Genomic DNA, 25,090 nt, shown 5'->3' on the forward strand with positions numbered 1-25,090 from the left:
GAGGGTGCAAAACTCGATGGCTTGCGGGCTACGGGCTACGGGCTACGGGCTACGGGCTACGGGCTACGGGCTACGGGCTACGGGCTACGGGCTGCGGGCTGCGGGCTGCGGGCTACGGACTGCGGACTGCGGACTGCGGAATTTTTTTCGGCTTTCTTGGTTCATGTCGATGAAGCGCCTCACCCGCCGCTTGATTCACCTGTAATGGCAGGCCATAAATCATCCCAGTTTGGGTTTTCAGCTTCAATTAGTCGCACTTTCCACGCTCTGTGCCATTTCTTTATTTGCTTTTCCCGTGTGATGGCCGCCTGCATGGTGGCGTGCAGTTCAAAGTAAACAAGCAGGTGCGTGCCATATCGCTGCGAGAAACCTTCAATAATTTCTTCGCGATGAACCCAGCTTCGCTGTATCAAGTTCGATGTCACGCCAATGTAAAGCGTGCCGTGGCGTTGGCTCGCGAGGATATAAACAGCGGGTTGTCCTGTTGGGTTCATTTTCGGTCAGGCATGTTTTGCCCGCTGTCTTTGCGTTCCAACGCTGGAGGTTCCCGCGTCGCATTGCGCGCGCGGGTGGCGGCACGCCTCAGCCGCCAAATCCTCCGTTCAGCCCTGCCCACTCACGGCCGTCAGCGATTCCACCAGTCCGTCCAGTTTCTCCAGCCAGGGCACGGACCTTTGCCCGTCCATGCGCGAGCGCGCCGCGGCCAGGGCTGATTTCACGTCGCCTGCAAAATCCTGCTTTTCATCCGGCAGCGGCCGCATGTTGCCGTCAAAATGCATGAAGCTGGGCGAGTTGAAATCCAGCATCTGTTCGTCGGTCAATATCCCCGCTTTCTGCAATTGCCGGCCCAGCTCCTGGCGCTCGTGGTAGGAAATGTCGTGCAGGTCGTAGCGGCTCAGTATCTCGGCCGCCTTGCTCGCCTTGCCGATGTCGTACACCGTGCCGGGATCGTCCGCTGCCGCCGCCGTGGCGGCATGGACTGCCGGGTGCGCCTCATGCACCGCCGAATAACCCGTTGCCGCCTTCAGGGCAAAAATACCGTTCATACGCTCCTCCTATGTCCCGTGCGTCGGGATGCTTGATTCACATCATCATTTCATCAAAATGCTTTGAACAAATGGGCATAAAGCCGGCTCGCCGCCAGTTTTTCCGGGCGGCCACGCAGGCTCAAATGGATTTTTCCGGATTCATCGCGCACGGCCGTCTTGATGCAGCGCGCCTGCACGATGGTGCCACGGTGAATTTGCCAGAATTGCCCGGGGTCCAATTGCGGCAACAATTCCTTGAGCGGCATGCGAATCAAATGCTCCGCCTCGGCCGTGATCACGCGAACATATTTGTCGGCCGCCTCGAAATAAATCACGTCCTGCACCGGCACGAAATGCACGGCGCTGCCGCTGCCGCCGGCCTGGATCACCTGCAGGCGCGGCGGCGGGGACGCGGCCGGTTTTTCAGGGCCGGCCTGCGCCAGCAGGCCGCGCAACTGGGCCAGCGTGTCGTCCAGCGCCCGCGCGGGTGCCGCCGCGCCCAAGCGGGCCGCCAGGGTCTCGCGCAAGCGCGCCACGCAGCGCGCCAGGCGAGCGCGCTCCACGGGCTTCAACAGGTAGTCCACGGCGGCGTGCTCGAAAGCCTGCAAGGCGTACTCGTCGTGCGCCGTGACGAACACCAGCAGCGGGAAGGGCTCGTGCCCCTCCGGCCAGTCCTCGGCCAGCGCCTGCGCCACCTCCAGCCCCGTGAGGCCGGGCATGCGGATGTCCAGGAAACACAGCGCCGGCCGCAGCGCCAAGGCCTTGCCAAGCGCCTGCACCCCGTCGCCCACGGTGGCGACGATGTCCAGCGCCGGCCACTCGCGGCGCAGCGCCGACTGCAGCGCCTGCGCCAGCAGCGGCTCGTCTTCGGCAATCAGCGCGGTGGCGACGGGCGTCTCAGCCATGGCTCGTGCTCCCTTCGTTCTGCTCCTGTCCCAAGGCGGCCAGGGCCGGCCAGGGCAGCCGGATCTGGGCCAGCGTGCCCCCTTCATCGTCATTTGCCGGGGCCACGTTGAGGGCCGCGCGCTCGCCAAACAGCGTGTGCAGCCGCTCGCGCACCTGCTGCAGGCCAAAGCCCGTGCCGGCGGTGGCGGGCGAGGCCTCGCGCAGGCCCACGCCGGTGTCGCGCACGCACAGCAGCAAGTCGCCGCCTTCGCGGCGCGCCTGCACCTCCAGCCGCCCCGCGCCCACCTGGGGCTCCAGGCCGTGGCGGATGGCGTTCTCCACCAGCGGCTGCAGCAGCAGCGGCGGCACGGGGCAGCCGCGCAGCTCATTGGGCAGGTCCAGCCGCACGCTCAAGCGCTCGCCCATGCGCAAGCCCATGAGGGCCAGGTAGTCGGCCAGCCGCTCGAACTCGGCCGACAGCGCGTGGGCGGTCTGCGCCCGCGAGGCCGTGAGCGTGGCGCGCAGGAAGGCGATCAGCCGGTCCAGCATGGCCTGCGCGCGCGGCGCGTCCAGCTCTATGAGCACGCGCAAATTGGCCAGGGTGTTGAACAGCATGTGCGGCTCGAGTTGCGACTGCAGCAGCGCCAGCCGCGCCAGCGTGGCGTCGCGCTCCAGCGCGGCCTGCTGCGCGCGGTGGAATTCCAGTTGGCCGCGCGCGTAGAAGAAGAGGCTGCCCATGACCCCGAACAGGAGGCCGACGGCGACGTAGCCGGCCAAGCGCTGAGGATGGGCCGTCCACAGCGCCCAAGTGCTGCGTCCGGCCCAAGCGTCGCCCACCGTCGTGCCCAGCACGAAGCCGCCCACGATGCCGGCCACCACCAGCGCCACGCCCCGCGGGCCATGCGGCCAGCCCGTGCGCGGGTCCGGCTGGAGCAGCAGCCGGCCGAAGTCGATGAACAGCCAGATGGACAAGCCAATGGCCTGCGCATAGACCATCTGCTCCCCGAGCGGCTTGCCCGCGGGCAGCGCCAGCGCCACGGCAATGGCGCTGTTGAACAGCAGCAGCAGCGCGAAGTGGCGCAGGACCATGCCCGGCGTGAGGCGCGCCTGCACCGGCGTGGCGCCGGGGGCGGCGGCGGGCGGGTTGGACACGTCGGACATGGGCGATTGCGTGGTTGCCAAGCGGTAATGGCCAGGGGCGCCTTCAAGCGTGGCTTGAAAGTCCGGGGCTGTAGGGCTCCATGAAGCCTTCATTGTCAGAACGCCAGCGTCGCTGCCAGGTAACTCACCTGCCGCACCGGCAACTGCGCCAGCACGGCCCCGTCCGGTCCGCCACTGCGCCGCAGCCCGCCCTCGAAGCGCCAGCGGTCGCCCTGCCAGCCCAGCGCGGCGGTGAGGCTGCGGCCGCGGTCCCTGGGCGTCGCCAACAGCTCCAGTACCGGTTCCCAGGCTTCATGCTTCCAGGTCAGGCGCAACAGCAGGTTGTCGCGGCGCAAGCTCGTGGCGGACGTCCAGGGCGTGGCCTGCCAGGCGAGGTTGCCGGCCACGGCCGGGCGCAGCGGCCCGGGCAGCGCGGCGGACGCGCCCAGCGCCGACAGCGCCGCGTTGCGCGCCGCCCAGGCGCTCCAGGCCGTGTCCGGCGGCGCCGTGCCGTCGTGCCAGAGCTCGGCCAGCAGGCTCAGCTGTTCGGCGTTGGTCCAGGTCGCGCCCACCAGCCATTGGGAGGCCGCGCCCAGCGTGGCCTCGCGCCAGGGGTTGGCGCTGCCCAGGCCGCCGCCTTGCGGCGCGGCGGCCAGGCCGTCGTGCCTGTGCATCCAGCGCGCCGAGGCGTGCAGCTCGACGGCCTCGCCGGCCACCCAGGCCACGGACGCGCCCACGCTGCCCTGGGTGCGCGCCCCCCAGCGGGCGAAGCCGTACCCGTCGGCCGCGCCCTCGCGGCGGTAGGCGCGTAGGGCCAGGGCGCTCTCGGCGCCGCGGCGGCTGTCCTCGGCGCGGGCGTGGAGCTGCTGCGGGTTGGCCCACACCAGCGTCCAGGCGCCGTCGGCCGTGAACTGCTCGGCCTGCAGCAGCGGCCGGCCCTCGGGGTGCAGCGGCAGCAGCAGGCGGCGCGGCTCCTGGGCCACCACGTCGTTGGGCCGGAAGCCGTAGCCCACGTCCCAGGCAACGACCTTCTTGCCCGCGCTCCAGGCCGCGCCTTCGCCCAGCAGGGGGGCGTCGCCGCCGGTGAAGAGCTCGTTGACGCGGGCGTCGTGGCCGTGGGTTGTGCCTTCGAAGCGCTCCTGGCGCCAGTAAAGGTCGGCGCCGAAGTACGCCGTCTGTGTGCGCAGGCCGGCCTCCAGCGCCAGGCTGCCGCGCGGGGTGGGCGCCGTGCCGGGCGCGAGCCGGTGGGCCTGGGCCAGCGGGCCGCGGGCGTTCTCCAGCGGCTGCTCGGCATGGGCGCGCAGCTCGCCGTTCCAGTCAGGGGCCGCGTGCGCGGCGAGGGGGAAGGCAAGGGGGAGCAGGAGGAGCGGCGGCAGGGACAGGGGCTTCATGGTGGAGGCTTGATGGCGCGGCTACGGCTACGGCTACGGCTACGGCTACGGCTACGGCTACGGCTACGGCTACGGCTACGGCTACGGCTACGGCTACGGCGAAGAAGGCAGAGGCAGAGGCAGAGGCAGAGGCAGAGGCAGAGGCAGAGGCAGAGGCGGGGGCGGGGGCATCGCGCTGTCCGGAGAAGTTGGCTTTCGTTGGCATCCCGAGAGTCAAGGCGTTTCGCACCCTCACTCGTCATTCCCGCGAAGGCGGGAATCCAGGTGGCCCCACGCCAGAGCGCAGCGATGACGCGGGAGAACCAAGGTGTTGTCTTCAGTACGCCGGCTCATAAGCTTCCGGCCGGCTTGGGGGCCGCCTGGATTCCCGCCTTCGCGGGAATGACGGCTCGGGGGGGTGCGGCGGGTCAGTCTCCGGCTGGCGGGCATCAACTTTCCCCGGACAGCAGTGGCCTTCGCGGGAATGACGAAGTGGGGACGGGGCACCTGTGCCACAGGGCTGACTTTCTCTCCCGTACTCTTTTGCTCCTCACTTCCTCACTTCCTCACTTCCTCACTTCCCCTCTCCATCCCTTCTTCTCGCCCTCACTCCACCCCCGGATTGCGAGCCAGGAACATCGGGTTCAGCCAGGCCTCCGGCACCCGCTTGGGACGGCGCGAGAGGTAGCGCACGTGCGTCTGCCGGCCGTGGCTGAGCTCGTCGGTGAGCACCATTTCCGCCACCTGCGTGGGCGCGTCGGCGCGGTCCATCACGAAGCGCGCCCGCTTGGCCAGCTTGTCCGACTGCACGTACAGCTCCGCGCGCAGCGGCTCGCTGCGCGCCTTGCCCAGCCACAGCTCCATGCGCTGGTAGCTCACGCCCGGCCGCACGGCCTGGAGCCGCAGGTGGCGGCAGGGCGCGCCGTCGCACTGCTCCTCGCCCACCAGGGTGCCGGCGTAGTCCTGCGCCCAGCTCAGCGTGGCGATGTCGCCGGTGGAGGCGTCGCCCAGCAGCTTTTGCAGCGGCGTGATGCGCAGCGGGCGCTGGCTGCCGGGCATGAGCAGCCAGAAGTCGTCGCCCAGCATCAGCACCCGCTGCCCGGCCTCGGCCGGCGAGCGCATGAGCACCAGCGAGCGGTGCCCGGCCTGGACGAACACCGTGTAGAGCCGCTCCTTCTCCACGCCGCCGTCGGCCCCCAGCACCTGCACGCGGGTCTCGACCTGCACGTCCTCGTCGGCCAGGCGCCAGCGGTCGGCCGCGCGCAGCAGCGCGGCGGGGTCGTCCGCGGCGCGGGCGGGGGAGCAGCCGGCGCCGGCCGCGGCGGCCAGCGCGGCCAGCACGGCGAGGAGGATTCGCTTCATGGCGGCGCTGCGTTCAGACATGGGCCAGCGCCTGCACCACCGGCTGGCGCACCGTGCGCCGCGCCACCAGCGCCGCGGCCAGCGTGCTGAGCTTGGCCATGGCCAAGACCACGCCCGCGACCAGGGCCGGCTCCAGCGCGATCTGCAGCGGGTAGCCCACGCTGCGCCCGGGCGGCGGGGGCATCTGCACCGGGAACACCAGCAACCCCACCGACACGGCCGCCGCCAGCGCCGCGCCCAGCAGCGCCCCGGTGGTGCCCAGCAGCAGCCCTTCCAGCGCCAGCGAGCGCAGCAGTTGCCGCGGCAGCGTGCCCATGGCGCGCAGGGTGCCGATCTCGCGGGTGCGCTCCACCACCGCCATGGCCATGGCGCCGGCCACGACGAAGACCACGATCACCGAGATCACCAGCCCCATCACGCCGAAGATGCGGTTGTAGAGGGCGCGCACGCTCTTGTAGAAGACGGCGCGCTCCTGCCAGGTCTGCACCTTCAGCCCGGGATGCGCCGCCTGCAGCCGCGCCCGCGCGGCTTCGGTGGACTCCATGCGGTCCAGGAACACGCCCAGCGTGGAGACGCGCTGCGTGTCCAGCAGCCGCTGCGCGGTGGCGACGTCGGTGTAGACTAGGCGCTGGTCCAGCTCCGGCACGCCGGTGGCGAAGGTGCCGGCCACCTCCACGTCCAGCGCGTTGAGCACGCCCTGCGTGGTGGTGGACAGCAGCGTGAGGCCGCTGCCCGGCTGTGCCTTGAGCTTGCGCGCCAGGGCCTCGCCCAGCATCACGGCGCCGCGGTCGCGCTGGGTGAGCACGCGGCCGGCGGTGACGGCGAGGAAAGGGCCCTTGATCGCCAGCTCGTCATCCGGGCTGATGCCCACGGCCATCATCACCGTGGACTTCTCGCCGTTGCTGACCAGCCCCGTGAGCTCCACGCGCGGCAGCACGTGGCGCACGGCGGGGTCGGTCAGCAGGGCCTGGCGCAGGGCATCGGCGCCCTCCAGGCCGTGCTGCAGCGGGACGTCCTCGTCCTGCGCGAGCTGCGCGGGCGTGGCGACCACGAGGTGGCCGCTGTCGCGCGCCGCGGCCTGTGCCAGCGACTCGTAGGTGTAGCGCGCGAAGCCGCCGGCCAGCAGCAGCGCGGCCGTGCCCAGCGCGGCGATGGCCACCGTCACCAGCGAGCGGCGGCGGTTGCGCAGGGTGTTGAGGGCGGCGAACTTCAGCCAGGCCAGCCCGCTCATGCGGCGCTCCTTTCGGCCTGGGGGGTGGTGGTTTCGGCCTCGATGCGCCCGTCCCGCAGCCGGATGACGCGGTCGCAGCGGCGGGTGAGGCGGTCGTCGTGGGTGGCGATGAGGCAGGCCGCGCCCTGGGCGCGGCACAGCGAGCGCATGAGGGTGAGCACGGTGTCGGCGCTGTGCGAGTCGAGGCTGGCCGTGGGCTCGTCGGCGATGACCAGGGCCGGCCGCTTCACCAGCGCCCGCGCCACGGCCACGCGCTGGCGCTGGCCGCCGGAGAGGGCGTCGGGACGGTGATTCACATGCTCGGACAGTCCCACCTGCGCCAGCGCCTCGGCCACGCGGCGGCGGCGCTCAGCGGCGGGGATGCCGGCGAGGAACAGCGGGTAGTCCACGTTCTCGGCCGCCGTCATCACGGGCACGAGGTTGAAGCCCTGGAAGATGAACCCCAGCGCGTCGCGTCGCAGCAGCGTGGCGCGGGTCTCGTCGAGGTCGTGCACCGGCTGGCCGCGCAGGGCGATGTGGCCGGCGTCGGGGCGGTCCATGAGGCCGCAGAGGTTGAGCAGCGTGCTCTTGCCGCTGCCGGAGGGGCCGACCAGGGCGAGCATCTCGCCGGCGCGCACGTCCAGGTCCACGCCGCGCAGGGCCGGGACGACATGGCGGCCCAGCCGGTAGGTCTTGTGAAGGCCGCGCAGCGCCATCACGGGCGCGGCGGCTTGCGGGGGAGAGGAAGGCATGGCGGTCCGGGTGGCGTCGATGCGATGGACCGCAGGCTAGGCAGGAGGCGGGGGCGGCGCAGCAGGGGTGCGACGAAGCGCAGGCGCGGTGGCGCCAAACGCGATCTGGGCAGCGCCAGCGGCGCCGCGCATGGCAGATGGCCTGCCCGGTGGACATGACCTTGGACAGCTTGCCGAGGTGGTGGCCTCGGGTGAGATTCGATATTCGTCCTCGTGGACGGTTATGGGGAAAATGCCATGAAATTCGCATTCATCGCCGTACCGACCTTTTTATTGACGGGGTGCAGTTTGTTTACTCCGCCCATTGCGAAGCCCATCATTGAGGATCATGCGCAGAATCAAGTGAATACCTTTGCGATCCAGCCTTCCAGGCGCATGTTGATCGTGAAAAATAGTGTCAACCACCAGAGGGATTTTCCAAGCGAAAAACTTGATAATGGCTTGCTGCCTGACAAGGCGATTTTGATTTGTGCTGAAGCCTCGCCCGACGTATCGGACGACATATTGGCCAGCCTGGCGGCCGCGGCGTCAGCGAAAGGGCCCTCGGCCGGTGAGGCCAAAGCAGCGGAGGCAGGGGCCTCCCTGGCGCAGGCGCTGGCCACCACGGGGCAATCGCTGTTCAAGCGCTCGCAGGCCCTGCAGCTCTACAGGGACGCGGCCTACCACCTTTGCCAGGCCAAGCTCAACGGATTCCTCAAGGACGAGGAATTCAATAATCGCCTGGATATTGCATTGAAAAATGCGGTGCAGTTGCTGCAGTTTGAAATACCCTGGCTGTATGCCAGCCAGGCCGTGGCCTCCGTCAACGCAGGTGACGCCAAGGAGGATGTGAAAAAGAACATCACGGTCGACAAGGATGGAAAAATCACCATCAAGGCCGTCGGCCTGGATGCCACGCTGGAGCCGCCAAAGCCTCCGCGGCCTGGAGCAGATAATCCGCCCAGCCAGTGATCTGCTTATTGCAGCGCCTGGGCGCCGTGGCGTGAAGAGGCTGAAACCGGTGCATGGGAGAATTGGCAGGCGCTGATGCCGGCCCAATGGCATTGCCGTTTGTGAAAAACCTGCTTGCCATGAAATCCATCTACCTCGCCGGCCCCGACGTCTTCTTCCCCGACGCCGCCGCGCGCTACGAGCGCCTGCGCGCCCTGTGCGCCGCCCACGGCCTGCGCGGCGTGGCGCCGGTGGACGGCGACGCCATGCCGGCGGGGCTGGACAAGGCGGCGCAGGCCGAGTGGATCTACCAGGGGAACATGAGGCACCTGCGCGATTGCGACGCCGTGCTCGCCAACGCCATGGCGTTTCGCAACCCGGTGGAGCCCGACTCGGGCACGGTGTTCGAGATCGGCGCCGCGGTGGCGCTGGGCAAGCCGGTGGCGCTGTACGACGCCGAGCTGAATGAACCGCTCGCCCAGCGCGTGGTGGCCGCCTTCGGCCGCGGCAACGAACCGGCGCCGGGAATGGCGTTCGACGCCACCTACAGCTTCCTGATCGAGGACTTCGAGCAGCCGCTGAACCTCATGCTCGCGCGCTCGTGCTCCTGCCATGCGAGCGCGCAAGAGGCGGTTGCGGCGCTGGCGCGGCGGCTGGGGGACGGGGCGGCGTGAAGGCGCACTGCTGTCCGGAGGGAAGTTGGCTGCCGTTGGCAGCCCGTGAGCCAAGGCGCTTCGCCCCCCACTTCGTCATTCCCGCGAAGGCGGGAATCCAGGCGGTCCCACGCCAGAGCGAAGAGGTAACGCAGGAAAAACGCGGTTTTGGACCTTGTGACGCCGGCTCATGAGCTGGCGGCCAGCTTGGGGGCTGCCTGGATTCCCGCCTTCGCGGGAATGACGAACGAGAGAGCAAACCGCCCTGGCTCTCGGGATGCCAACGAAAGCCGCCTTCCCTCGCACACCAGCACGCCCTCACGGGCATGACGACGCAGTCGGCTGGCGGCCGACGCACAGGCGCACCCACGCACCGCCCCCGCCCCCTCATGCACACCGCTTCCCTCCTCCTCGCCCTGGCCATTGCCGCCGTCTGGCTGCCCCCGCTGCGCCTGGGCGCCCGCCTGAAGCTGCCCCCGTCACTGCCCCTGGCCGCAGCGGCGCTGGCGGCCGGCGCGCAGGACGGGCTGCTGGACGCGCGGGCCCTGGCCGCCGCCGCGCTGCTCGCCGTGCTGGCCGCCGCCTCGCGGGCCGTGCATCGGCCCATGCTGCGCCGCGTGCTGGCCGTCGCCGCCTTGGCACTGGCCTTCGCCCTGGGCCTGCACCTCGTGCCCGGCTTCAGCCCCATCGTGGTCGTGGACGGCGTGCAGGTCAGCCCAAACGCGGCGCCCCTGCGTTTCACCGTGAGCCTGGACGCGGGCCTGGCCGCTCTGGTGATCGCGCTGTGTTTCTGCCGCCGCTGCCGCACCCCCGCCCAGGCCGGCGAGGCGCTGCGCCGCGCCGCGCCCGTGGCGCTGGGCACGGCGGCGCTGGTGCTGGGCCTGGCTTGGGCAGCCGGCGTCGTGCGGCCGGACGTGAAATGGCCCGCCTTCGCCGCCGCGTGGCTCTTGAAAATGCTGCTGTGGACCTGCGTGCTGGAGGAGGGCTTCTTTCGCGGCGTGGTCCAGGCGCGGCTGGCGGCTTGGGCGCCCATCGCCCGCCGGCCGGCGCTCGCGGCGCTGCCGGTGATCGTGGCGGCCGGCCTCTTCGGCGCGGCCCACGGGCCCGGCGGCGCGGGCTACGCCGCGCTGGCCACCCTGGCCGGCCTGGGCTACGGGTGGGCCTACGCGCGCACGCGGCGCCTGGAGGCGGCCATCGCCGCGCACTTCACCCTCAACGCGGCGCACTTCATCGGCTTCACCTACCCGATGCTGCAGCGCTGAGCCGGCGCCGCGGCGGACTGCAGCGCCTCATGTCTGCACCTGCTTGAAACGCAGGCTCGCGACCTCGAAGCCCGGGCGGCCCTCCACCTCGCAGCGGCGCACCACCTCGCCCATGCCGGCCAGCGGGCCGGGCGTGCGGGCCTCGGTCTCGGACAGCGGCTGCACCACGCCCACCGTCTGCGCATCGCCGTAGCGCGCGGGCAGCTTGACGCGGGCCAGCAGCAGCCCGTCTTCCTCGAACACGTCCACCTGCTCCACCAGCGCGGCCTCGCCCGGCTGCAGCAGCGGCACGTAGCGGCCGGCCACGCCCGTCCAGCGCGGCGCATCGGCCGGCGGCGGCGCCAGGCGCTCGCCCAGCAGCAACTCCTTGCCCTCGGTGCGTACCACCAGCACGTCGCGTCCGCCGACGTGGCGGCGCTGCAGGGCCAGCTTGTCCAGGTCGGCGAGGTTCAAGGGGATCAGCCCAAGCAGCGCGTAGCGCGGGTGCAGCCAGCCCTGGGCGTCGGCGCGCAGCTGGAAGCGCTGGCCCAGGGCCTGGGCCAACAGCCGCGAGCCGTCGGGGCGCACCTGCACCAGGCCCACTTCCGTCGTGTAGCGGCCGGCGTAGGCGGCCAATTCCTGGCCGGACAGCGGCACCTCGGCCGGCGCGGCGGTGGCCGAAGCGCCGGCCTCCTGGCGCAGCCCGGTCTTGGCCTGCAGCGCCAGGCGCAGCGCCCGGTGCGCCAGCTCGCGCAGCAGCTTGGTGGCGCGCGCGTCGTTGGAGGCCACGGCCACGCCCAGGCGGTAGCGCGGCAGGGTGGCCACGTAGGCGCGGTGGTAGAGCGTGGCGCCCGCGTGGTGCGCCAGCGGGCCGGCGTGCGGCGGCAGGTCGGGGGCGTCGTCCAGCATCCAGCCCAGGCCGGTGCGCTGGCTGGGCAGCGCCTCGGCGCCGCCGGCGAGCTGCGGGCGCAGCATCTCGCGCACCCAAGCCGCGGGCAGCACCTGGGCGTCGCCCGCGCGGCCCTCGGCGAAGACCATGGAAAGGAAGCGCGCCAGGTCCAGCACGCTGGCGTTCAGGCCGCCCGCGGGCACGTCGCGCAAGCCGGTTTCGTGCGCGAGGCCCGCCTTGTCGTAGGCCGCCGCCATGTCCGGCGCGTCGGCGGGGTGCACGGCAAAGCCGGCCTGCGCCATGCCCAGCGGTTGAAGCAGGCTGCGCTGCAGGTGCTGCTCGAAGGGCACGCCGGCCAGGCGCTGCACGGCCGCGCCCAGCACCGTGAGGCCGACGTTGGAGTAGCTCATCAGCAGGCCGGGCGGGCAGATCAGCTCCGCGTCGCGCAGCCGCCGCACCATGGCGTCGAAGGGCTGCGGCTGGTCCATGAACATGCCGCCCAACACGTCGCGCGGCAGCCCGGCGCGGTGCGTCATCAGCAGCCGCGCGGTGATGGGCGCCGCGCCGAAGCGCGAGCGGATGCCGAATTCCGGCAGCACGGCCTGAATCGGCGCATCCAGGTCCAGTTTTCCTTGGGCGGCAAATTGCAGCGCCGCGGCGACGGTGAAGAGTTTGGATATGGAGCCGGCCCGATATTGGGTCTGAGGTTTGGCCGGAATATTGTTTTCCTTGTCCGCCCAGCCGCTGGCGAAATACCACGGCAATTGCTGGTCGTCCACCAGGGCGATGCTCAGGCCCGTGACGCCCGCCTTGCGCAGGCGGCGTTCCACGTCCTCGCGCAGGAAATCGCCCAGCGCGTCAGGCGTTTGCAGCGCCTGGGGCGCGTCGGTGTCCGTTGGCAGGGCGTCGTCGCAGCCGGCCACCAGCGGCATTGCGGCGGCGGCGCACAGGAATTTCAGGGTATTTCGGCGCTTGATGGAGGTCATTTTCTTCCCGGCTTTTCTTATTGCCGGCGCGAGTATGCCCAGGTGGACCTTTGGCAAAGCCAAAGGTGAGCGTGCCTAAAATTTTGGGCATGCATGTATTGATCGTTGAAGACGACGTCGATTTGGGCCAGGCCCTGCTGTCCGCGCTGCGGCAGGAGGGCATTTCCGGCGTCTGGGTGCGCAACTGCCGCGATGCCGGGCTGCACCTGGAGGCCATGGAAAGCGGCGCGCAGTCCTTGGCCGACTGCCTGCTGCTGGACGTGTGCCTGGGGGACGGCAACGGGCTGGCGCTGCTGCGCCGCTGGCGCGCGCGCGAGCTGCGCTTGCCGGTGGTGGTGATCAGCGCCCGCGCCGCGCTGGAGGACCGCCTGGCCGGCCTGGACGGCGGCGCGGACGACTACTTGGTGAAACCTTTCGCGATGGCCGAGCTGGTGTCGCGGCTGCACGCGGTGACGCGCCGCAGCGCGCTGCAGGCCAGCGAGTTGTGGAGCCTGGGGGCGCTGCGCATCGCCCCGCGCTCGCACGAGGCCTGGCTGGACGGCGTGCCGCTGGACCTCTCGCCGCGCGAGTTCCGGCTGCTGGTGGAGCTGGCGCGCAACCCGGGCGCCCTCGTGTCCAAGAGCCTGTTGGGCCAGCGCCTGGAGCCCCTGGGCGAGCCGCTGGACGGCGCCACGGTGGAAGTGCACCTCTCCAACCTGCGCCGCAAGGTGGGCGCCGCGCGCATACGCACCGTGCGCGGCGTGGGCTACCAGTGGCTGCCATGAAGCCGACTGCTGCCATGAGGGGTTGGCTGCAGCCCTCGCTGGCGCGGCGCCTGGTGCTGGCGCTGCTGGTGGCCTTTGGCCTGGCGTGGTGCGCGCTCATGGTGGAGAGCTACCTGAATTTCCGGCGCGAGGTGAGCGACCTGCACGGGCTGGCGGCCGTGGCCCAGGTGCTGGCCGAGACGCTGCCCGCGGGCGACGAGCGCACGGCCGTGGCCATCGTCCAGGCCAGTGAAAGCCAGTTCAACGCGCACCGCCGCCGCGCTCCCGTGCCGGACCCGCGCGACATGCTGTTCCGCCTGGACGATCTACAAGGCCACACCGCCCACGCCTCGCCGCTGCTGCAAGGCGAACCCGCGCCCGGCGGGCCGGGCCATGCCACGGTGCGCGTGGCCGGGCGCGACTACTGGAGCGCCGTGCACGAGGCGCGGGGCTGGCGGGTGCAGGTGCTCACGCCGGCCATAGACGACCTGGCGATGGTCCCCTTCTTCAACGCCGAGCTGCTGCGGCCGATGCTGATCGCCTTTCCCTTCGTCCTGCTGCCGGCCTGGCTGGCGGTGCGGCGGGGCTTGAGGCCCCTGCGCGAGTTGAGCCATGCCGTGCAGGCGCGCGCGCCGGACGACTTTTCTCCCCTGGCGCTGCGCCTGCGCTACGCCGAGCTGCAGCCGCTGGAGGCCGCCTTCGACGCGCTGCTGGAGCGCGCCCGCCTGGGGCTGCAGCGCGAGAAGGGCTTCGTGCAGGACGCGGCGCACGAGCTGCGCACGCCGCTGGCGGTGGTGGCGGCGCAGGCGCACCGGCTGGCGCATGCCGGGGCGGACGAGCGGCCGGCGGCGCAGCACGCGCTGGAGCGCGCGGTGGCGCGGGCCTCTCACCTCGTGCAGCAGTTGCTGACGCTGGCGGCGCTGGACGGCAGCGGCGCCGGGCAGGCGCGGGCGGTGGACCTGGTGGAGGAGGCGCGGGCCATCCTCATTGCCGTGGCGCCGCGGGCGGGCGAGCGGGGCATAGAGGTGAGCTTCGAGTCCCCTGATCAACTCCCGGCCCGGCTGGACATGGCCGCCTTCCACTCGGTGCTGGAGAACCTGCTCAACAACGCCTGCGCCTACTGCCCGCCGGGCTCGCGCGTGGTGGTGGCGCTGCAGGGCGAGGGCGGCCGCTTGCGGCTGACGGTGGCCGACGACGGGCCGGGCATCGCGCCGCGGGAGCGGCAGCGGGTGTTCGAGCGTTTCTATCGCGGCGCGGGCACGGCGGCGTCCGGGGCCGGGCTGGGGCTGTCCATCGTCCGCCAGGCGCTGGACCGGCTGCACGGCCACATCGCCCTGGGGCCCGGGCTGGACGGCGCGGGCGTGGGTTTCACGGTGGAGCTGCCCTGGCAGGCCGGGGCAGCGGAGGCCGGCGCCCGCGCCGATGGCGCCACCGCCGCCGCGGTGGCCGGGCCGTCCGGCGCCTGAGCCATGGGGCGGGCTTTGCGGCCTGTGGTGGCGGCCGGCTCCTGGGCCGACCGGCTGTTGCTGCGCTGGCTGCCAGGGCTGCTGGCCGTGGCGTTGCACCTGGGGCTGGTCGCCCTGTGGCCCGGCCCCGGCCAGCCGGGGCCCGCGCCGCAGGCCGCGAGGGCCGGCCCGGTGATGCAGGTGGTGCGACTGTGGCCGCTGGAAGTTGCCGCCCCCGCGCGGCCGGAGGCGCCGGGTGCGCAAGGCGTGCAGCGGCCGGCCGGGGCGGCGGATGCGGCGCGGGCGCGGGCGGTCCCGCTGCCCGCGCGGCCTGCGGAGCGCAGCGCCGGCCGGGCCCTGCGCCGCGACGCGGGCGAGGGGGCGGACGTGCTGGCGCGCCGCGGAGAGGGCGCCGCGGCTGACGCGCCCACGCGCCGTGGAGAAGGCGCCGCCGCCGACGCGTCCACGCGCCGTGCAGAGGCCCCCGTGGCCGACGCGCCCGCGCCGCCGGCCGTGGCGCCGGCACGAGGTGAAGCTTCCACGCGGGGCGAGGAGGCGACAGCGGCGGCTGCTGCGACGGAGGGCGCGGGCGCTGCTTCGCTGTTGGACACGCCCGCCTCGCGCCGGGCCTTGCGGGCGGTGGCGGCGGGCTCCTCCGCGCGGGCGCTGAGCGATGCGGCGGCGGGCGCGCCGAAACCGCTGTCGGCCGAAGATCGGCTGGGCCGCGACGTGGCGCGCGCCGCCCGCGGCGACTGCCTCAAGGGCGAGTTCTTCGGCGGCGGCGCCGGTCTGCTGAGCCTGCCGTTCTGGGTGGCGGCCGAGGCGTCGGGGAAGTGCAGGCGGTGAGGGGCGCGGGGCGGCGCCGTGGGTTGACGGGCAAGTGGGGGCTGGCGGCAGCCACAGCCGTCAGCCGCGAGCTGACCGGCTGCGCCCTCTACTTCGTCGTCCCCGCGCAGGCGGGGACCCAGGCGGCCCCCAAGCCGGCCGGCAGCTCACGAGCCGGCGTACTGAGGACAACACCTTGGTTTTCCTACGTCGCCGCTGCGCTCTGGCGTGGGGCCGCCTGGATTCCCGCCTTCGCGGGAATGACGAGTGAGAGGGCGAGACGCCTTGGCTTGCGGGATGCCGACGGAAGGCAGCTTTCAGGTGCCTAACGCCCACTGCCCACCGTCACCTGTCACCCGTCACCTGTCACCCAAGCCGTTTCGCCTACTACGCCGTCATGCCTGCGCTGGCGGGAGATCGGCGCGCGCCAACGGTCTACCCGGACGCCCCCTGACCACGGTGTTAGACGGTCTAACACCTGCCGCTGCGGCGCTGGTCCCAGCCCGCAAACCGCAGGCCGCATCGTTCAGAAATCTGAACGATGCCCGCCATGAAGTGAGGAGCCGATGGGCACCACAGCGAACGATGGACGCGCATCAAGCGCGTGAGCCCGTCGTCACAAGCCCGCCATCCCCTGCAGCGCCGCCCGCGCCGCCGCCGCCTGCGGCGCGTTGCGCGCCAGCACCGCCTCGAAATGGCGCCGCGCCTCGGCCGGCTTGCCGGCCTTGAGCGCCTGCTGCCCCGCGCGCATCAGCACCACGCCCTGGAAGGGCACGGGCGAGGCGGCCAGCAGCGGGCTGCTCACCACCTCGGCCAGCAACTGCTCGCCGCGCGGGCCGCGGTTGAAGAAGCCCGGCATGCCCAGGAACACACTGGCGGCGACGAAGCGCACCTCCATGCTGGCCGGCGTGCCGCGGTGCAGCGGCTTGTCATGCGCGGGCTGCAGTTGCGCCAGCGCCTTGTCCAGCCGCGCCAGGCCGTCCTCGGTGTGGGCCATCTTTCGCCACGGCAGCCAGGCGTCGCGGCCCCGCAGCGTCAGCGCCGCGCCGGCGTAGGCCTGCAGCACCAGGTCCGACGGGTCGGCCTGGGCCATCCGTTCGAAGCGGCTCGCGGCCTCGTCGGTGCGGCTGCCGTCGCCGGCGGCGGCGCGGTCGAAGAGGCTCCAGGCGGCCTCGAAATCGGCCTCGTTCACCGGCGCGGCCAGCGCCACGCCGGGCAGCGCGGCAGCAGCGGCGGCCGTCAAGAAGCCAAGGCAGGAATGGGCAAAACGGCGGCGGGTGAGGGCGTTCATGTCGCGGGCCTGTGCGTGGAGGAGACGGCCCACATGCTGCGGAGGCCTCCGTGGCCCCGCAGCCGCCTTGCGACGGCCCGCCGCCCGCGTTCGCCAAATGCGGCGGCAGCGGCGGCAATCGCAATAGCAACAGCAGCGCCGGCCGCCCCGCGCGGCGCTACGCCGCCACCGTCTGCCGCACCGCGCGTTCCCAGCGCGCCATCAGCTCCTGGGCGCGGTCGCGGTCCATGGTGGGCGTGAACACGCGCTCGGCCTGCCACTGCGAGGCCAGCTCGTCCAGCACCTGCCACACGCCGGCCGCCAGGCCCGCGAGGTAGGCCGCGCCCAGGGCGGTGGTCTCCGTCACGCGCGGGCGCAGCACGGGAATGCCCAGCAGGTCGGCCTGGAACTGCATCAGCAAATCGTTGACGCAGGCGCCGCCGTCCACGCGCAGCTCGCTCACCGGGGCGCCGCCGCCTTCCTGCGCGTCGCGGCTCATGGCCTGCAGCAGCGCGGCGCTCTGGAAGGCGATGCTCTCGATCGCCGCACGCGCCACGTGGCCCGCGGTGCTGCCGCGCGTAAGGCCCAGGATGGCGCCGCGCGCATCGGCCCTCCAGTACGGCGCGCCCAGGCCCGTGAAGGCGGGCACGAACATCACCCCGCCGCTGTCGGGCACGCTCTCGGCCAGGGCCTGCACCTCGGAGCTGGCGCGTATGGACTGCAGCCCGTCGCGCAGCCACTGCACCACCGCGCCGCCCACGAACACGCTGCCCTCCAGCGCGTACTGCGCCGCCGCGCCGGGCTGCGCCGCGGCGGTGGACAGCAGCCCGTTGCGCGAGCGCAGCAGCCGGTTGCCGGTGTGCATGAGCAAAAAGCAGCCCGTGCCGTAGGTGTTCTTGGCCATGCCCGGCGCCACGCAGGCTTGGCCGAAGAGGGCGGCCTGCTGGTCGCCGGCCATGCCGCACACGGGCAGCGAGACGCCCAACAGGGCCGCGTCCGTGTCGCCGAAGTGGTGGCTGGAGGCGTGCACCTGCGGCAGCAGCGAGGCGGGAATGTCCAGCGCGGCGAGCAGATCCTCGTCCCAGCGCTGGCGGGCGATGTCGTAAAGCATGCTGCGCGAGGCGTTGCTGGCGTCGGTGGCGTGCACCCGTCCGCCCGTGAGCTGCCACAGCAGCCAGGTGTCCACGGTGCCGAAGGCCAGCTCGCCGCGCTGCGCGGCCTCGCGCGCGCCGGGCACGTTGTCCAGCAGCCAGCGGATCTTGGTGGCGGAGAAGTAGCTGTCCACCACCAGCCCGGTGCGCTCGCTCACCAGCGCCTCCAGCCCCCGCGCGCGCAGCTGGGCGCACAGCGGCTCGCCCCGGCGGTCCTGCCAGACGATGGCGTGGTGGATGGGACGCCCCGTGGTGCGCTCCCACAGCAGCGTGGTTTCGCGCTGGTTGGCGATGCCTAGGGTCTTGACGTCGCGCGCCGCGATGCCGGCCTGGGCCAGCGCCTGGCGCGCGGTGTCGAGCTGCGAGCGCCAGATTTCCATGGGGTCGTGCTCCACCCAGCCCGGCTGCGGAAAACGCTGCCGCAGCTCGCGCTGCGCCTGCGCCACCACGCGGCCCGCGCCGTCGAAGACGATGCTGCGCGAGCTGGAAGTGCCCTGGTCCAGGGCGAGGATGAAGCTCATGGCCGGTCTCCTGCGGGATCTGTCGTCCGTGCGCGGTCAGCTTAGGCCGGCATCGGCTCGCGGAAAAAGCTTCTTGGCTCGTCTCGTCAGCCAAGGCGCCTTGCTTCCTACGCCGTCATCCCGCGAAGGCGGGCATGACGGAACAGGGTGCGGGCAGCGCTGGCTAGCGGGCCACGCGCCGTCCTCAACCCATCAACCCGAGCTTCACAACCCCACTCACCCGCTCAAAACACCCCCGCCTTCTCCGCCGCCTCCAGCAGCGTGTGCGACATGGTCTGCATGCCGGCGTTGAAGTCGGTGGTGGTGGTGCTGGTGCGGGCCGACCACAGCAGCCGGCCGTTGCCGGTGTCGGAGAAGCTGCTGTTGGCCGCATAACCGGAGCTGGAGGCCATGCCGCCGCCGCCGATGGGCACCGACACGCCCACGCCCGCGCCGGAATGCCCGCCGAAGCTGAAGCCGCCTATGCCCAGCGAGAAGGGCGAGGGCTGGTACACGCGCGAGTTGTCCGGCGTCACCGAGGTCAGCAGCAGCGCCGTGGCGCCGGCCGCGCGCGCCGCGCCCAAGTAGGCGTCCGCCCCCTGGCCCACGCGGCCGGAGGGCGGCGGCTGCGTGGCGCGCACCGGGGTGAGGCCGCGCGCGGTGGCCTCGTCGACCATGCGGTCCATGCACACCTGCTGCAGCGTGGTGTCCACGGCCTCGCACACGACCATCACGCGTGCGCCCTGCAGCGGCCGTGCGGCCAGTTGCGGGTCGGACCACGTGGCGTCCGGCCCCGTGGCGCAGCCGGCCAGCAGGGCCGCCGCCAGCGCGGCGCCGGCCAGGGCCGTGGATCGTTGGGCGGCGCCGCGCGCCGGCAGGGCATGTCTCGTGCTCGAACTCATGACGGTCTCCTGGCCTGCAGGCAGGCAAGCAGCATGCCCTGCAGCAGCCAGATCGACGGAGGTTGAAACACATGACCACGACCACGCGCCCCGCGCGCCACTTCTCCATGCTCCGCGGCTTCGCGCTGGCGGATTTCTTCACCCTGGGCAACGCGGCCTGCGGCATGGCCGGGGTGCTGCTGGCCATGGGCTACATGGCCGATCCGGACACGGGGCGCTTCCTGCTGGCCGCGGCCATGGCGCCGCTGGCGCTGGCTTTCGACGTGCTCGACGGCCGCGTGGCGCGCTGGCGCCGCCAGGCCTCGGCGCTTGGGCGCGAGCTGGACTCGCTGGCCGACATCGTTTCCTTCGGCGTGGCCCCGGCGGTGCTGGCGCACGCCGCGGGCATGGACGGCGGCTGGGACGTGGCCGCGCTGATCTACTTCGTCTGCTGCGGCGTGAGCCGCCTGGCCCGCTACAACGTGACGGCCGAGACGCTGTCCGAAGGCGGCGACAAGGTGAAGTACTTCGAGGGCACGCCCATCCCGACCAGCGTGCTGCTCACTGCCGTGCTGGCCCTGGCCGCCTGGCAGGACCGCTTGGGCGACGACCTGTGGCTGGGCGCCTGGCAGCTCGGCCCCTGGGTGCTGCACCCGCTCTCGCTGCTGTTCGTCCTGTCGGGCTCGCTGATGATCAGCAAGACGGTGCGCATTCCCAAGCTGTGAGCCGCCGCCCAAGGCACTGAGGCCCCGCCGCGGGACCGCCGGCCCCTCAGCCGGCGTCCAGGGCGGGTTCCTCCAGATCCACCGCCACCCCGAAGCGGCTGCCCTGTCCGGGGTCGCTGTGCAGCGTCAGCTCGCCGCCCATGAGCGCCACGAGGTGGCGGACGATGGGCAGGCCGGAGCCCGTGCCGCCGAAGCGCCGCGTGCTGGAGGCGTCGCCCTGCGCGAAGGCGTCGAAGATGCGCTGGCGCGCCTGCGGCTCTATGCCCGGGCCGGTGTCGCTCACCTCCATGAGCAGCCGCACCCGGCCCGGCTCGCGCGCGGCCACCGCCACGCGCAGCGACACGCTGCCTTGCCCGGTGAACTTCACCGCGTTGCCCAGCAGTTTCAACAGCACCTGCTTCAGGCGCAGCGGGTCGCCGCGCAGCTGGGGCGGCAGCTCGGCCGCGATGTCCCAGCGCAGTTGCAAGCCCTTTTGGGCCGCCAGCGGGCTCATGTAGGCCAGCACGTCGTCCAGCAGCGCCGCGGGCTCGAAGAGCTGGGCGTCCAGCCGCAGCTCGCCGGCCTGTAGGTGCGAGAGGTCCAGCACGTCGTCGGTGAGCGCCAGCAGCTCGTCGCCGGCCTGCCAGATGAGCTGCGCGAACTCGTGGGCCTTGGCGGGCAAGTCCATTTTTCCAAGCAACTGGCTCAGGCCAATGACGGCATTGAGCGGCGTGTGGAACTCGTGGCTCATGTGCGCCAGGAAGGCGCTCTTGGCCTGGCTGGCGGCTTCGGCCTGCAGGGTGCGCTGCTCCAGGGCGCGTTCCAGGGTCTTGCGCTCGCTCAGGTCCACGATCACGGCCAGGAAGCCGTGCGGCTGGCCCAGGTCGTCGCGCAGCGGGCTCAGGCTCAGCAGCCCGGGAAAGCGCGTGCCGTCGGCGCGCACGTAGGTCCACTCATTGCGTTCGCCGGCAAGCGCCGCCGTGCCCGGGGGCGTAGGCTGCGGCGGCAGGGCCGAGGCCTGGCCGCGCATCTCGACCGGCAGCAGGTGCACGCGCTCGAGCAGCTCGGCGGGCTCGTGGAAGTCCAACATGGAGCGTCCAAGCGCCTGCTCCGCGCTCAGGCCCAGCATGGCTTCGGCCGCGGGATTGAATGCGATCACCCGGCTTTCCATGTCGGTGGCGATGATGGCGCTGGCCGCGCTGTCCAGGATGGCGCGCAGCTCCGCCGTGCGGCGGCCGACCTGCTGCTCCAGCGTGGCGTTGAGCTCCGCGATGCGCGCCTGCGCCGCGCGCCGCTGCTGCGCCGAGTGCAGCACCACGTGCAGCAGCAGCGACAGCAGCGCCGCCACGGCGCCGCCGCGCAGCGCCAGCGCCAGCGGGTCGCGCAGCCGCAGCCGCTGCACCAGCGGCGCCAGCGCGCGCAGCTCCACCTGCCAGGTGCGCCCGTAGAGCTGCAGCGTCACCTGCTGCTGCGGCTCGCCCGCCGCGGGCTCGGTCCAGTCCGGCGAGGTGAAGAAGCGCACCGGGGCGCCGGGCGGCGTGGCGTCGGCCAGGGCCAGGGCGAAGGCGCCGCCCTCGCGGTCGAAGTCGCGCAGCACCTCGTCCAGCAGCAGCCGCACGTTGGCCCAGCCCACGGTGTCGGCCTCGCGCAGCGCGGGCGCCGGCGTGGCGATGTCGCGGTACACGGGCACCATGAGGGCGAAGGTGTGCAGGTGCTGTGCGGGGTCGTCCTCCGGCGCGAAAGGGGCGCTCAGGCGCGGCTCGCCGCTGCGCATGGATGCCAGCGCCGCGCCGCGCCGCGCCGGGTCGGAGGCGACGTCCAGCCCCAGCACGGTGGGGTTGTTCCCCGGCTCCATGTACTGGATGACGAAGCGCTCGCCCGCGTTTGGGCCGACCTGGCGGATGCGGAAATCGCTGAACCCCTCGCGCCGCATGCCGGCCACGAAAGCCGCCTCCTGCGCCACCGGCACGCGGCGTATGAAGCTCACGCCGCTGAGGCCCGGGAACTGCCGCGGCAGGTCCAGCGAGCGCCCGTAGCGGTGGAACTGCTCGTGCGTGATCTCCGCCACCGAACTCCCGGCCGTGATGACGGCGCTGCGCGTGGCCAGCAGCCCGTTTTCGCAGAGCTGCATGCGCCGGCGCAGCCGCTCGGCCGTGCGTTCGGCCGTCTGCGCCAGTTCCTGGCGCACCGCCGCCTCGTTGGCCCGCTGCTGCCACAGCCCAAGACCCACGCAGGCCAGCAGGCCGCCCACCAGCAGCAGCGGCGGCCAGACCGCGGCGGTGGAAGGGGAGGCAGCAGGCTTCATGTCATGGCGTTGCGGTATGCACGGGAACGCATGGGCCCGCGCATGAGCAAATAGGACACCACAAAGAGTTTGCGCGAAGCGAAAGCCTGGAAAAAATTTGTGCGTCCCGCGCCTTGGGGCAGGCTTGTTCCCGCCATCGGCAATCCACGCATGTGGAGTGGAACGCTGTCCGCCCTGGCCGCACGGGGCTGATGTGGGGCCTGGTTTTCGTGTCGCCGCTGCTGCTGCTGCCGCTGCCGCAGTACCTGGTGGTCCGGCCTGAGCGGCATCGGTTTCGAGCGGCCCTTGCCCCAAAAGCAAAAGGGCCGGCGGCAGCGCCCCGGCCCTTCTTCGTTCATGCGGATGACCGCGGCTTCAAGCGGCCATCCGCGCAGGCGGCTTCAAGCCAGGCTTGAAAAAGCCGGCGCCGCCGCTTCAGCGCGCCAGCGCCTCGTCCACCACCTCCACCCAATGCCGCACCGGCGTGCCGGTGCCGCTTTGCAGGTGCTGGATGCAGCCCACGTTGGCCGAGACGATGCAGTCCGGCTGCGTGGGCAGCAGCTGGCCCAGCTTGCGGTCGCGCAGCTGGTGCGACAGCTCCGGCTGCAGCACCGAGTACGTGCCCGCCGAGCCGCAGCACAGGTGCGCCTCGCCCACGGCCAGGCTCACCTCGAAGCCCAGCGCCCGCAGCCCCGACTCCACGCCGCCGCGCAGTTGCTGCCCGTGCTGCAGCGTGCACGGCGGATGGAAGGTCAGCTTGCGCGGCACGGCGCCGGCCGGCACGTCCGGCTGCGGCACCTTGCCCGCGAGCTTGGGCGCCAGCAGCGGCACCAGGTCCGGCAGCAGCTCGGACAAGTCCCTGGTCAGCGCCGAGATGCGCGCGGCGCGCGCGGCGTAGGCCGGGTCGTGCTTGAGGGCCTTGCCGTAGTCCTTGACCATCACGCCGCAGCCGGAGGCGTTCATGACGATGGCCTCCACCTGGTCCAGCAGCGGCGTCCAGGCGTCCACGTTGCGGCGCATGTCGTCCAGGCCGCCCTCGTGGTCGGACAGGTGCGAGCGGATCGCGCCGCAGCAGCCGGCCTTGGGCGAGGTGAGCACCTGGATGCCCGCGGCGTCCAGCACCCGCGCCGTGGCGGCGTTGATGTTGGGCGCCATGGCGGGCTGCACGCAGCCCGCGAGCATCAGCACCTTGCGGGCGTGCTCCCGCCTGGGCCATTCGTGGGCGCGCGGCGGCGTCTTCTCAGGCACCTTCTCGCGCAGGCTGGCCGGCACCAGCGGGCGTAGCGCCTGGCCCAGCTTCAGGGCCGGGGCGAACAGCGGCGAGGTCAGGCCCTCCTTGAGCAGCCAGCGCTTGGCGCGCTCGCCGGCCGGGCGCTGCACCTTCTTCTCGACGATGTTGCGGCCGATGTCGGCCAGCGCCCCGTAGCTCACGCCGGAGGGGCAGGTGCTTTCGCAGTTGCGGCAGGTCAGGCAGCGGTCCAGGTGCAACTGCGTGGCGCGCGTGGGCTCGGCGCCTTCGAGCACCTGCTTCATCAGGTAGATGCGCCCGCGCGGGCCGTCCAGCTCGTCGCCCAGGATCTGGTAGGTCGGACAGGTCGCGGTGCAGAAGCCGCAGTGCACGCACTTGCGCAGGATCGCTTCGGCTTCCTGGCCTTCCGGCGTGTCGTGGAACTCGGGAGCGAGATTGGTTTGCATCGGGGAGTCTCGGATTCAGAGATCCGCGTAGAGGCGGCCGGGGTTGAACACCCGGTCCGGGTCGAATGCGGTTTTGAGCTGCTTGTGGATGCGTGCCAGCGGCGCCGGCAGCGGGGCCAGCACGCCCGCGGACTTGTCCTGCGCCGCGAACAGCACGGCATGGCCGCCGGCGCGGCGCGCGGCGTCGCGCACCTGCGCGGCCGGGGCCTCGGTGAGCAGCCAGCGCTGCGCGCCGCCCCACTCGACGAGCTGGTTGCCGCCCAGCTCGTCCAGCGGCGCGGCCACTTGCGGCACCGACAGGCGCCACAGCGCCCGGCCGCCGCCCTGCAGCACCGCGGTGTGGGCGAGCTGGAAGAAGTCGTCGCGCTGGTCGCGCAGGCCCAGCCAGAAGGCGGCCGCCGCCGCGTCGTCCAGCACCTCGCCGCCCAGGCCGGCCGTGGCGGCGTCCACCGCGGCGCGCGCGCCGGACAGGCGCACCACCAGCGTGTTGTTCCACCAGGCGCTGGCGTTCACGGGCAGCGGCTGGCCGCCCCAGGCGTTCAGCCGCTTCAGCGCCTGCGCCTGGTCCACGGCAAAGCGCAGCGTGCGCGTGGCCACGGGCATGGGCAGCACCTTGAGGCTCACCTCGCAGATCAGGCCCAGGAAGCCCATGGAGCCGGCCAGCATGCGCGCCACGTCGTAGCCCGCCACGTTCTTCATCACCTGGCCGCCGAAGCTCACCACTTCGCCCTTGCCGGTGAGCATGGTGGCGCCCAGCACGTAGTCGCGCACGCTGCCCACGGCCGCGCGCGAGGGGCCGGCCAGGCCCGCGGCCACCATGCCGCCCACGGTGCCGGTGCCGCCCTCGCCCTGGAAGCGCGGCGGCTCGAAGGCCAGGTACTGGCCTTGCGCCGCCAGCGCGGCTTCCAGCTCCTGCAGCGGCGTGCCGGCGCGCACGGTCACGACCAGCTCGGTGGGCTCGTAGCTGCTGATGCCCGTGAGCACCCGCGTGTCCAGCACCTCGCCGCGCGGCAGCTCGCCATAGAAGCGCTTGCTGCCGTGGCCGCGGATCTCGAATGCGCCCTGGGCGGCGCGGGCGGTCATCACCTGGTCGATCAGGCGCGCCAGCACGGGGTCCTGCGCCCCGGGGTTGTTGAATGCGTTCAT

General features: G+C 72.1%; 22 protein-coding genes. 7 read left to right on the forward strand and 15 right to left on the reverse strand.

Going from position 1 to position 25,090, the window contains the following annotated elements; all coding sequences use genetic code 11:
• Positions 1 to 179 precede the first annotated feature (179 nt).
• The 8 genes from ALA01S_RS32095 to ALA01S_RS21695 form a co-directional block, all read right to left on the reverse strand.
• Complete coding sequence (locus tag ALA01S_RS32095) at positions 180 to 494, reverse strand: GIY-YIG nuclease family protein (RefSeq protein WP_084267799.1); 315 nt, start codon at positions 492 to 494, stop codon at positions 180 to 182.
• 108 nt (positions 495 to 602) lie between these two features.
• Positions 603 to 1,046: a hypothetical protein gene (locus ALA01S_RS21665; protein ID WP_066340931.1), complete on the reverse strand. Its 444-nt coding sequence runs from the start codon at positions 1,044 to 1,046 to the stop codon at positions 603 to 605.
• Between the two features lie 53 nt (positions 1,047 to 1,099).
• Positions 1,100 to 1,933 carry a LytR/AlgR family response regulator transcription factor gene (locus ALA01S_RS21670; protein ID WP_066340933.1) on the reverse strand — a complete coding sequence of 278 codons (834 nt, stop codon included), beginning with the start codon at positions 1,931 to 1,933 and terminating at the stop codon, positions 1,100 to 1,102.
• A complete protein-coding gene (locus ALA01S_RS21675; protein WP_157119173.1) occupies positions 1,926 to 3,074 on the reverse strand; it encodes a sensor histidine kinase in 1,149 nt (382 codons plus the stop codon). Before ALA01S_RS21675 ends, ALA01S_RS21670 begins: the two co-directional genes overlap by 8 nt.
• 95 nt (positions 3,075 to 3,169) lie before the next feature.
• Positions 3,170 to 4,444: a hypothetical protein gene (locus tag ALA01S_RS21680; RefSeq protein WP_066340935.1), complete on the reverse strand. Its 1,275-nt coding sequence runs from the start codon at positions 4,442 to 4,444 to the stop codon at positions 3,170 to 3,172.
• A gap of 585 nt (positions 4,445 to 5,029) precedes the next feature.
• A complete protein-coding gene (locus ALA01S_RS21685; RefSeq protein WP_066340937.1) occupies positions 5,030 to 5,785 on the reverse strand; it encodes an outer membrane lipoprotein-sorting protein in 756 nt (251 codons plus the stop codon).
• 13 nt (positions 5,786 to 5,798) lie between these two features.
• Positions 5,799 to 7,016 (reverse strand): ABC transporter permease, encoded by a 1,218-nt coding sequence (locus ALA01S_RS21690; protein WP_218011505.1) that lies wholly within the window; start codon positions 7,014 to 7,016, stop codon positions 5,799 to 5,801.
• Positions 7,013 to 7,747: an ABC transporter ATP-binding protein gene (locus ALA01S_RS21695; RefSeq protein WP_066340939.1), complete on the reverse strand. Its 735-nt coding sequence runs from the start codon at positions 7,745 to 7,747 to the stop codon at positions 7,013 to 7,015. Before ALA01S_RS21695 ends, ALA01S_RS21690 begins: the two co-directional genes overlap by 4 nt.
• A 237-nt stretch (positions 7,748 to 7,984) precedes the next feature.
• Between ALA01S_RS21695 and ALA01S_RS21700 the strand changes: the two genes are divergently transcribed.
• From ALA01S_RS21700 to ALA01S_RS21710, 3 genes are all read left to right on the forward strand, one after another.
• Positions 7,985 to 8,698, forward strand: a complete 714-nt coding sequence (locus ALA01S_RS21700; protein WP_157119174.1) for a hypothetical protein — start codon at positions 7,985 to 7,987, stop codon at positions 8,696 to 8,698.
• Positions 8,699 to 8,817: 119 nt separating this feature from the next.
• On the forward strand, positions 8,818 to 9,351 hold the full coding sequence (locus ALA01S_RS21705; protein WP_066340983.1) for a nucleoside 2-deoxyribosyltransferase: 534 nt from the start codon (positions 8,818 to 8,820) through the stop codon (positions 9,349 to 9,351).
• A gap of 368 nt (positions 9,352 to 9,719) precedes the next feature.
• Positions 9,720 to 10,592 carry a CPBP family intramembrane glutamic endopeptidase gene (locus ALA01S_RS21710; RefSeq protein ID WP_066340943.1) on the forward strand — a complete coding sequence of 291 codons (873 nt, stop codon included), beginning with the start codon at positions 9,720 to 9,722 and terminating at the stop codon, positions 10,590 to 10,592.
• 27 nt (positions 10,593 to 10,619) lie between these two features.
• Here ALA01S_RS21710 and ALA01S_RS21715 read toward each other — a convergent pair whose 3' ends face one another.
• On the reverse strand, positions 10,620 to 12,446 hold the full coding sequence (locus ALA01S_RS21715) for a serine hydrolase domain-containing protein (RefSeq protein WP_084267801.1): 1,827 nt from the start codon (positions 12,444 to 12,446) through the stop codon (positions 10,620 to 10,622).
• A gap of 89 nt (positions 12,447 to 12,535) precedes the next feature.
• Here ALA01S_RS21715 and ALA01S_RS21720 point away from each other — a divergent pair, with 89 nt between their 5' ends.
• Genes ALA01S_RS21720 through ALA01S_RS21730 form a run of 3 tightly spaced genes read left to right on the forward strand, consistent with a single transcriptional unit; the run spans position 12,536 to position 15,480 of the window.
• Positions 12,536 to 13,210 carry a response regulator gene (locus ALA01S_RS21720; protein WP_066340947.1) on the forward strand — a complete coding sequence of 225 codons (675 nt, stop codon included), beginning with the start codon at positions 12,536 to 12,538 and terminating at the stop codon, positions 13,208 to 13,210.
• Positions 13,207 to 14,655 (forward strand): sensor histidine kinase, encoded by a 1,449-nt coding sequence (locus ALA01S_RS21725; protein WP_157119175.1) that lies wholly within the window; start codon positions 13,207 to 13,209, stop codon positions 14,653 to 14,655. The genes ALA01S_RS21720 and ALA01S_RS21725 overlap by 4 nt, the downstream gene beginning before the upstream one ends.
• 3 nt (positions 14,656 to 14,658) lie before the next feature.
• Positions 14,659 to 15,480: a hypothetical protein gene (locus ALA01S_RS21730; protein WP_157119176.1), complete on the forward strand. Its 822-nt coding sequence runs from the start codon at positions 14,659 to 14,661 to the stop codon at positions 15,478 to 15,480.
• Between the two features lie 595 nt (positions 15,481 to 16,075).
• Here the strand turns inward: ALA01S_RS21730 and ALA01S_RS21735 are convergent.
• The 3 genes from ALA01S_RS21735 to ALA01S_RS21745 all read right to left on the reverse strand — a co-directional run bounded on the left by ALA01S_RS21735 (position 16,076) and on the right by ALA01S_RS21745 (position 19,282).
• Positions 16,076 to 16,750: a hypothetical protein gene (locus ALA01S_RS21735; protein ID WP_066340957.1), complete on the reverse strand. Its 675-nt coding sequence runs from the start codon at positions 16,748 to 16,750 to the stop codon at positions 16,076 to 16,078.
• A gap of 157 nt (positions 16,751 to 16,907) precedes the next feature.
• A complete protein-coding gene (gene glpK, locus ALA01S_RS21740; RefSeq protein ID WP_066340959.1) occupies positions 16,908 to 18,401 on the reverse strand; it encodes a glycerol kinase GlpK in 1,494 nt (497 codons plus the stop codon).
• Positions 18,402 to 18,625: 224 nt separating this feature from the next.
• Positions 18,626 to 19,282, reverse strand: coding sequence for a hypothetical protein (locus ALA01S_RS21745; RefSeq protein ID WP_066340962.1), 657 nt, complete (start codon positions 19,280 to 19,282; stop codon positions 18,626 to 18,628).
• A 71-nt stretch (positions 19,283 to 19,353) separates the two neighbouring features.
• Between ALA01S_RS21745 and ALA01S_RS21750 the strand changes: the two genes are divergently transcribed.
• Positions 19,354 to 19,986: a CDP-alcohol phosphatidyltransferase family protein gene (locus ALA01S_RS21750; RefSeq protein WP_066340964.1), complete on the forward strand. Its 633-nt coding sequence runs from the start codon at positions 19,354 to 19,356 to the stop codon at positions 19,984 to 19,986.
• 46 nt (positions 19,987 to 20,032) lie between these two features.
• On the opposite strand, the gene ALA01S_RS21755 is transcribed toward ALA01S_RS21750, so the two are convergent.
• The 3 genes from ALA01S_RS21755 to glcE form a co-directional block, all read right to left on the reverse strand.
• The gene (locus ALA01S_RS21755) at positions 20,033 to 22,270 is read right to left on the reverse strand and encodes a sensor histidine kinase (RefSeq protein WP_066340966.1); all 2,238 of its coding nucleotides are present in this window, start codon (positions 22,268 to 22,270) and stop codon (positions 20,033 to 20,035) included.
• A gap of 414 nt (positions 22,271 to 22,684) precedes the next feature.
• Positions 22,685 to 23,944, reverse strand: coding sequence for a glycolate oxidase subunit GlcF (glcF, locus tag ALA01S_RS21760; protein WP_066340967.1), 1,260 nt, complete (start codon positions 23,942 to 23,944; stop codon positions 22,685 to 22,687).
• 15 nt (positions 23,945 to 23,959) lie between these two features.
• Positions 23,960 to 25,090: a glycolate oxidase subunit GlcE gene (glcE, locus tag ALA01S_RS21765; protein WP_066340969.1), complete on the reverse strand. Its 1,131-nt coding sequence runs from the start codon at positions 25,088 to 25,090 to the stop codon at positions 23,960 to 23,962.

The organism is Azohydromonas lata NBRC 102462 (genome assembly GCF_001571085.1).
GTDB classification, from domain to species: Bacteria; Pseudomonadota; Gammaproteobacteria; order Burkholderiales; family Burkholderiaceae_C; genus Azohydromonas; species Azohydromonas lata.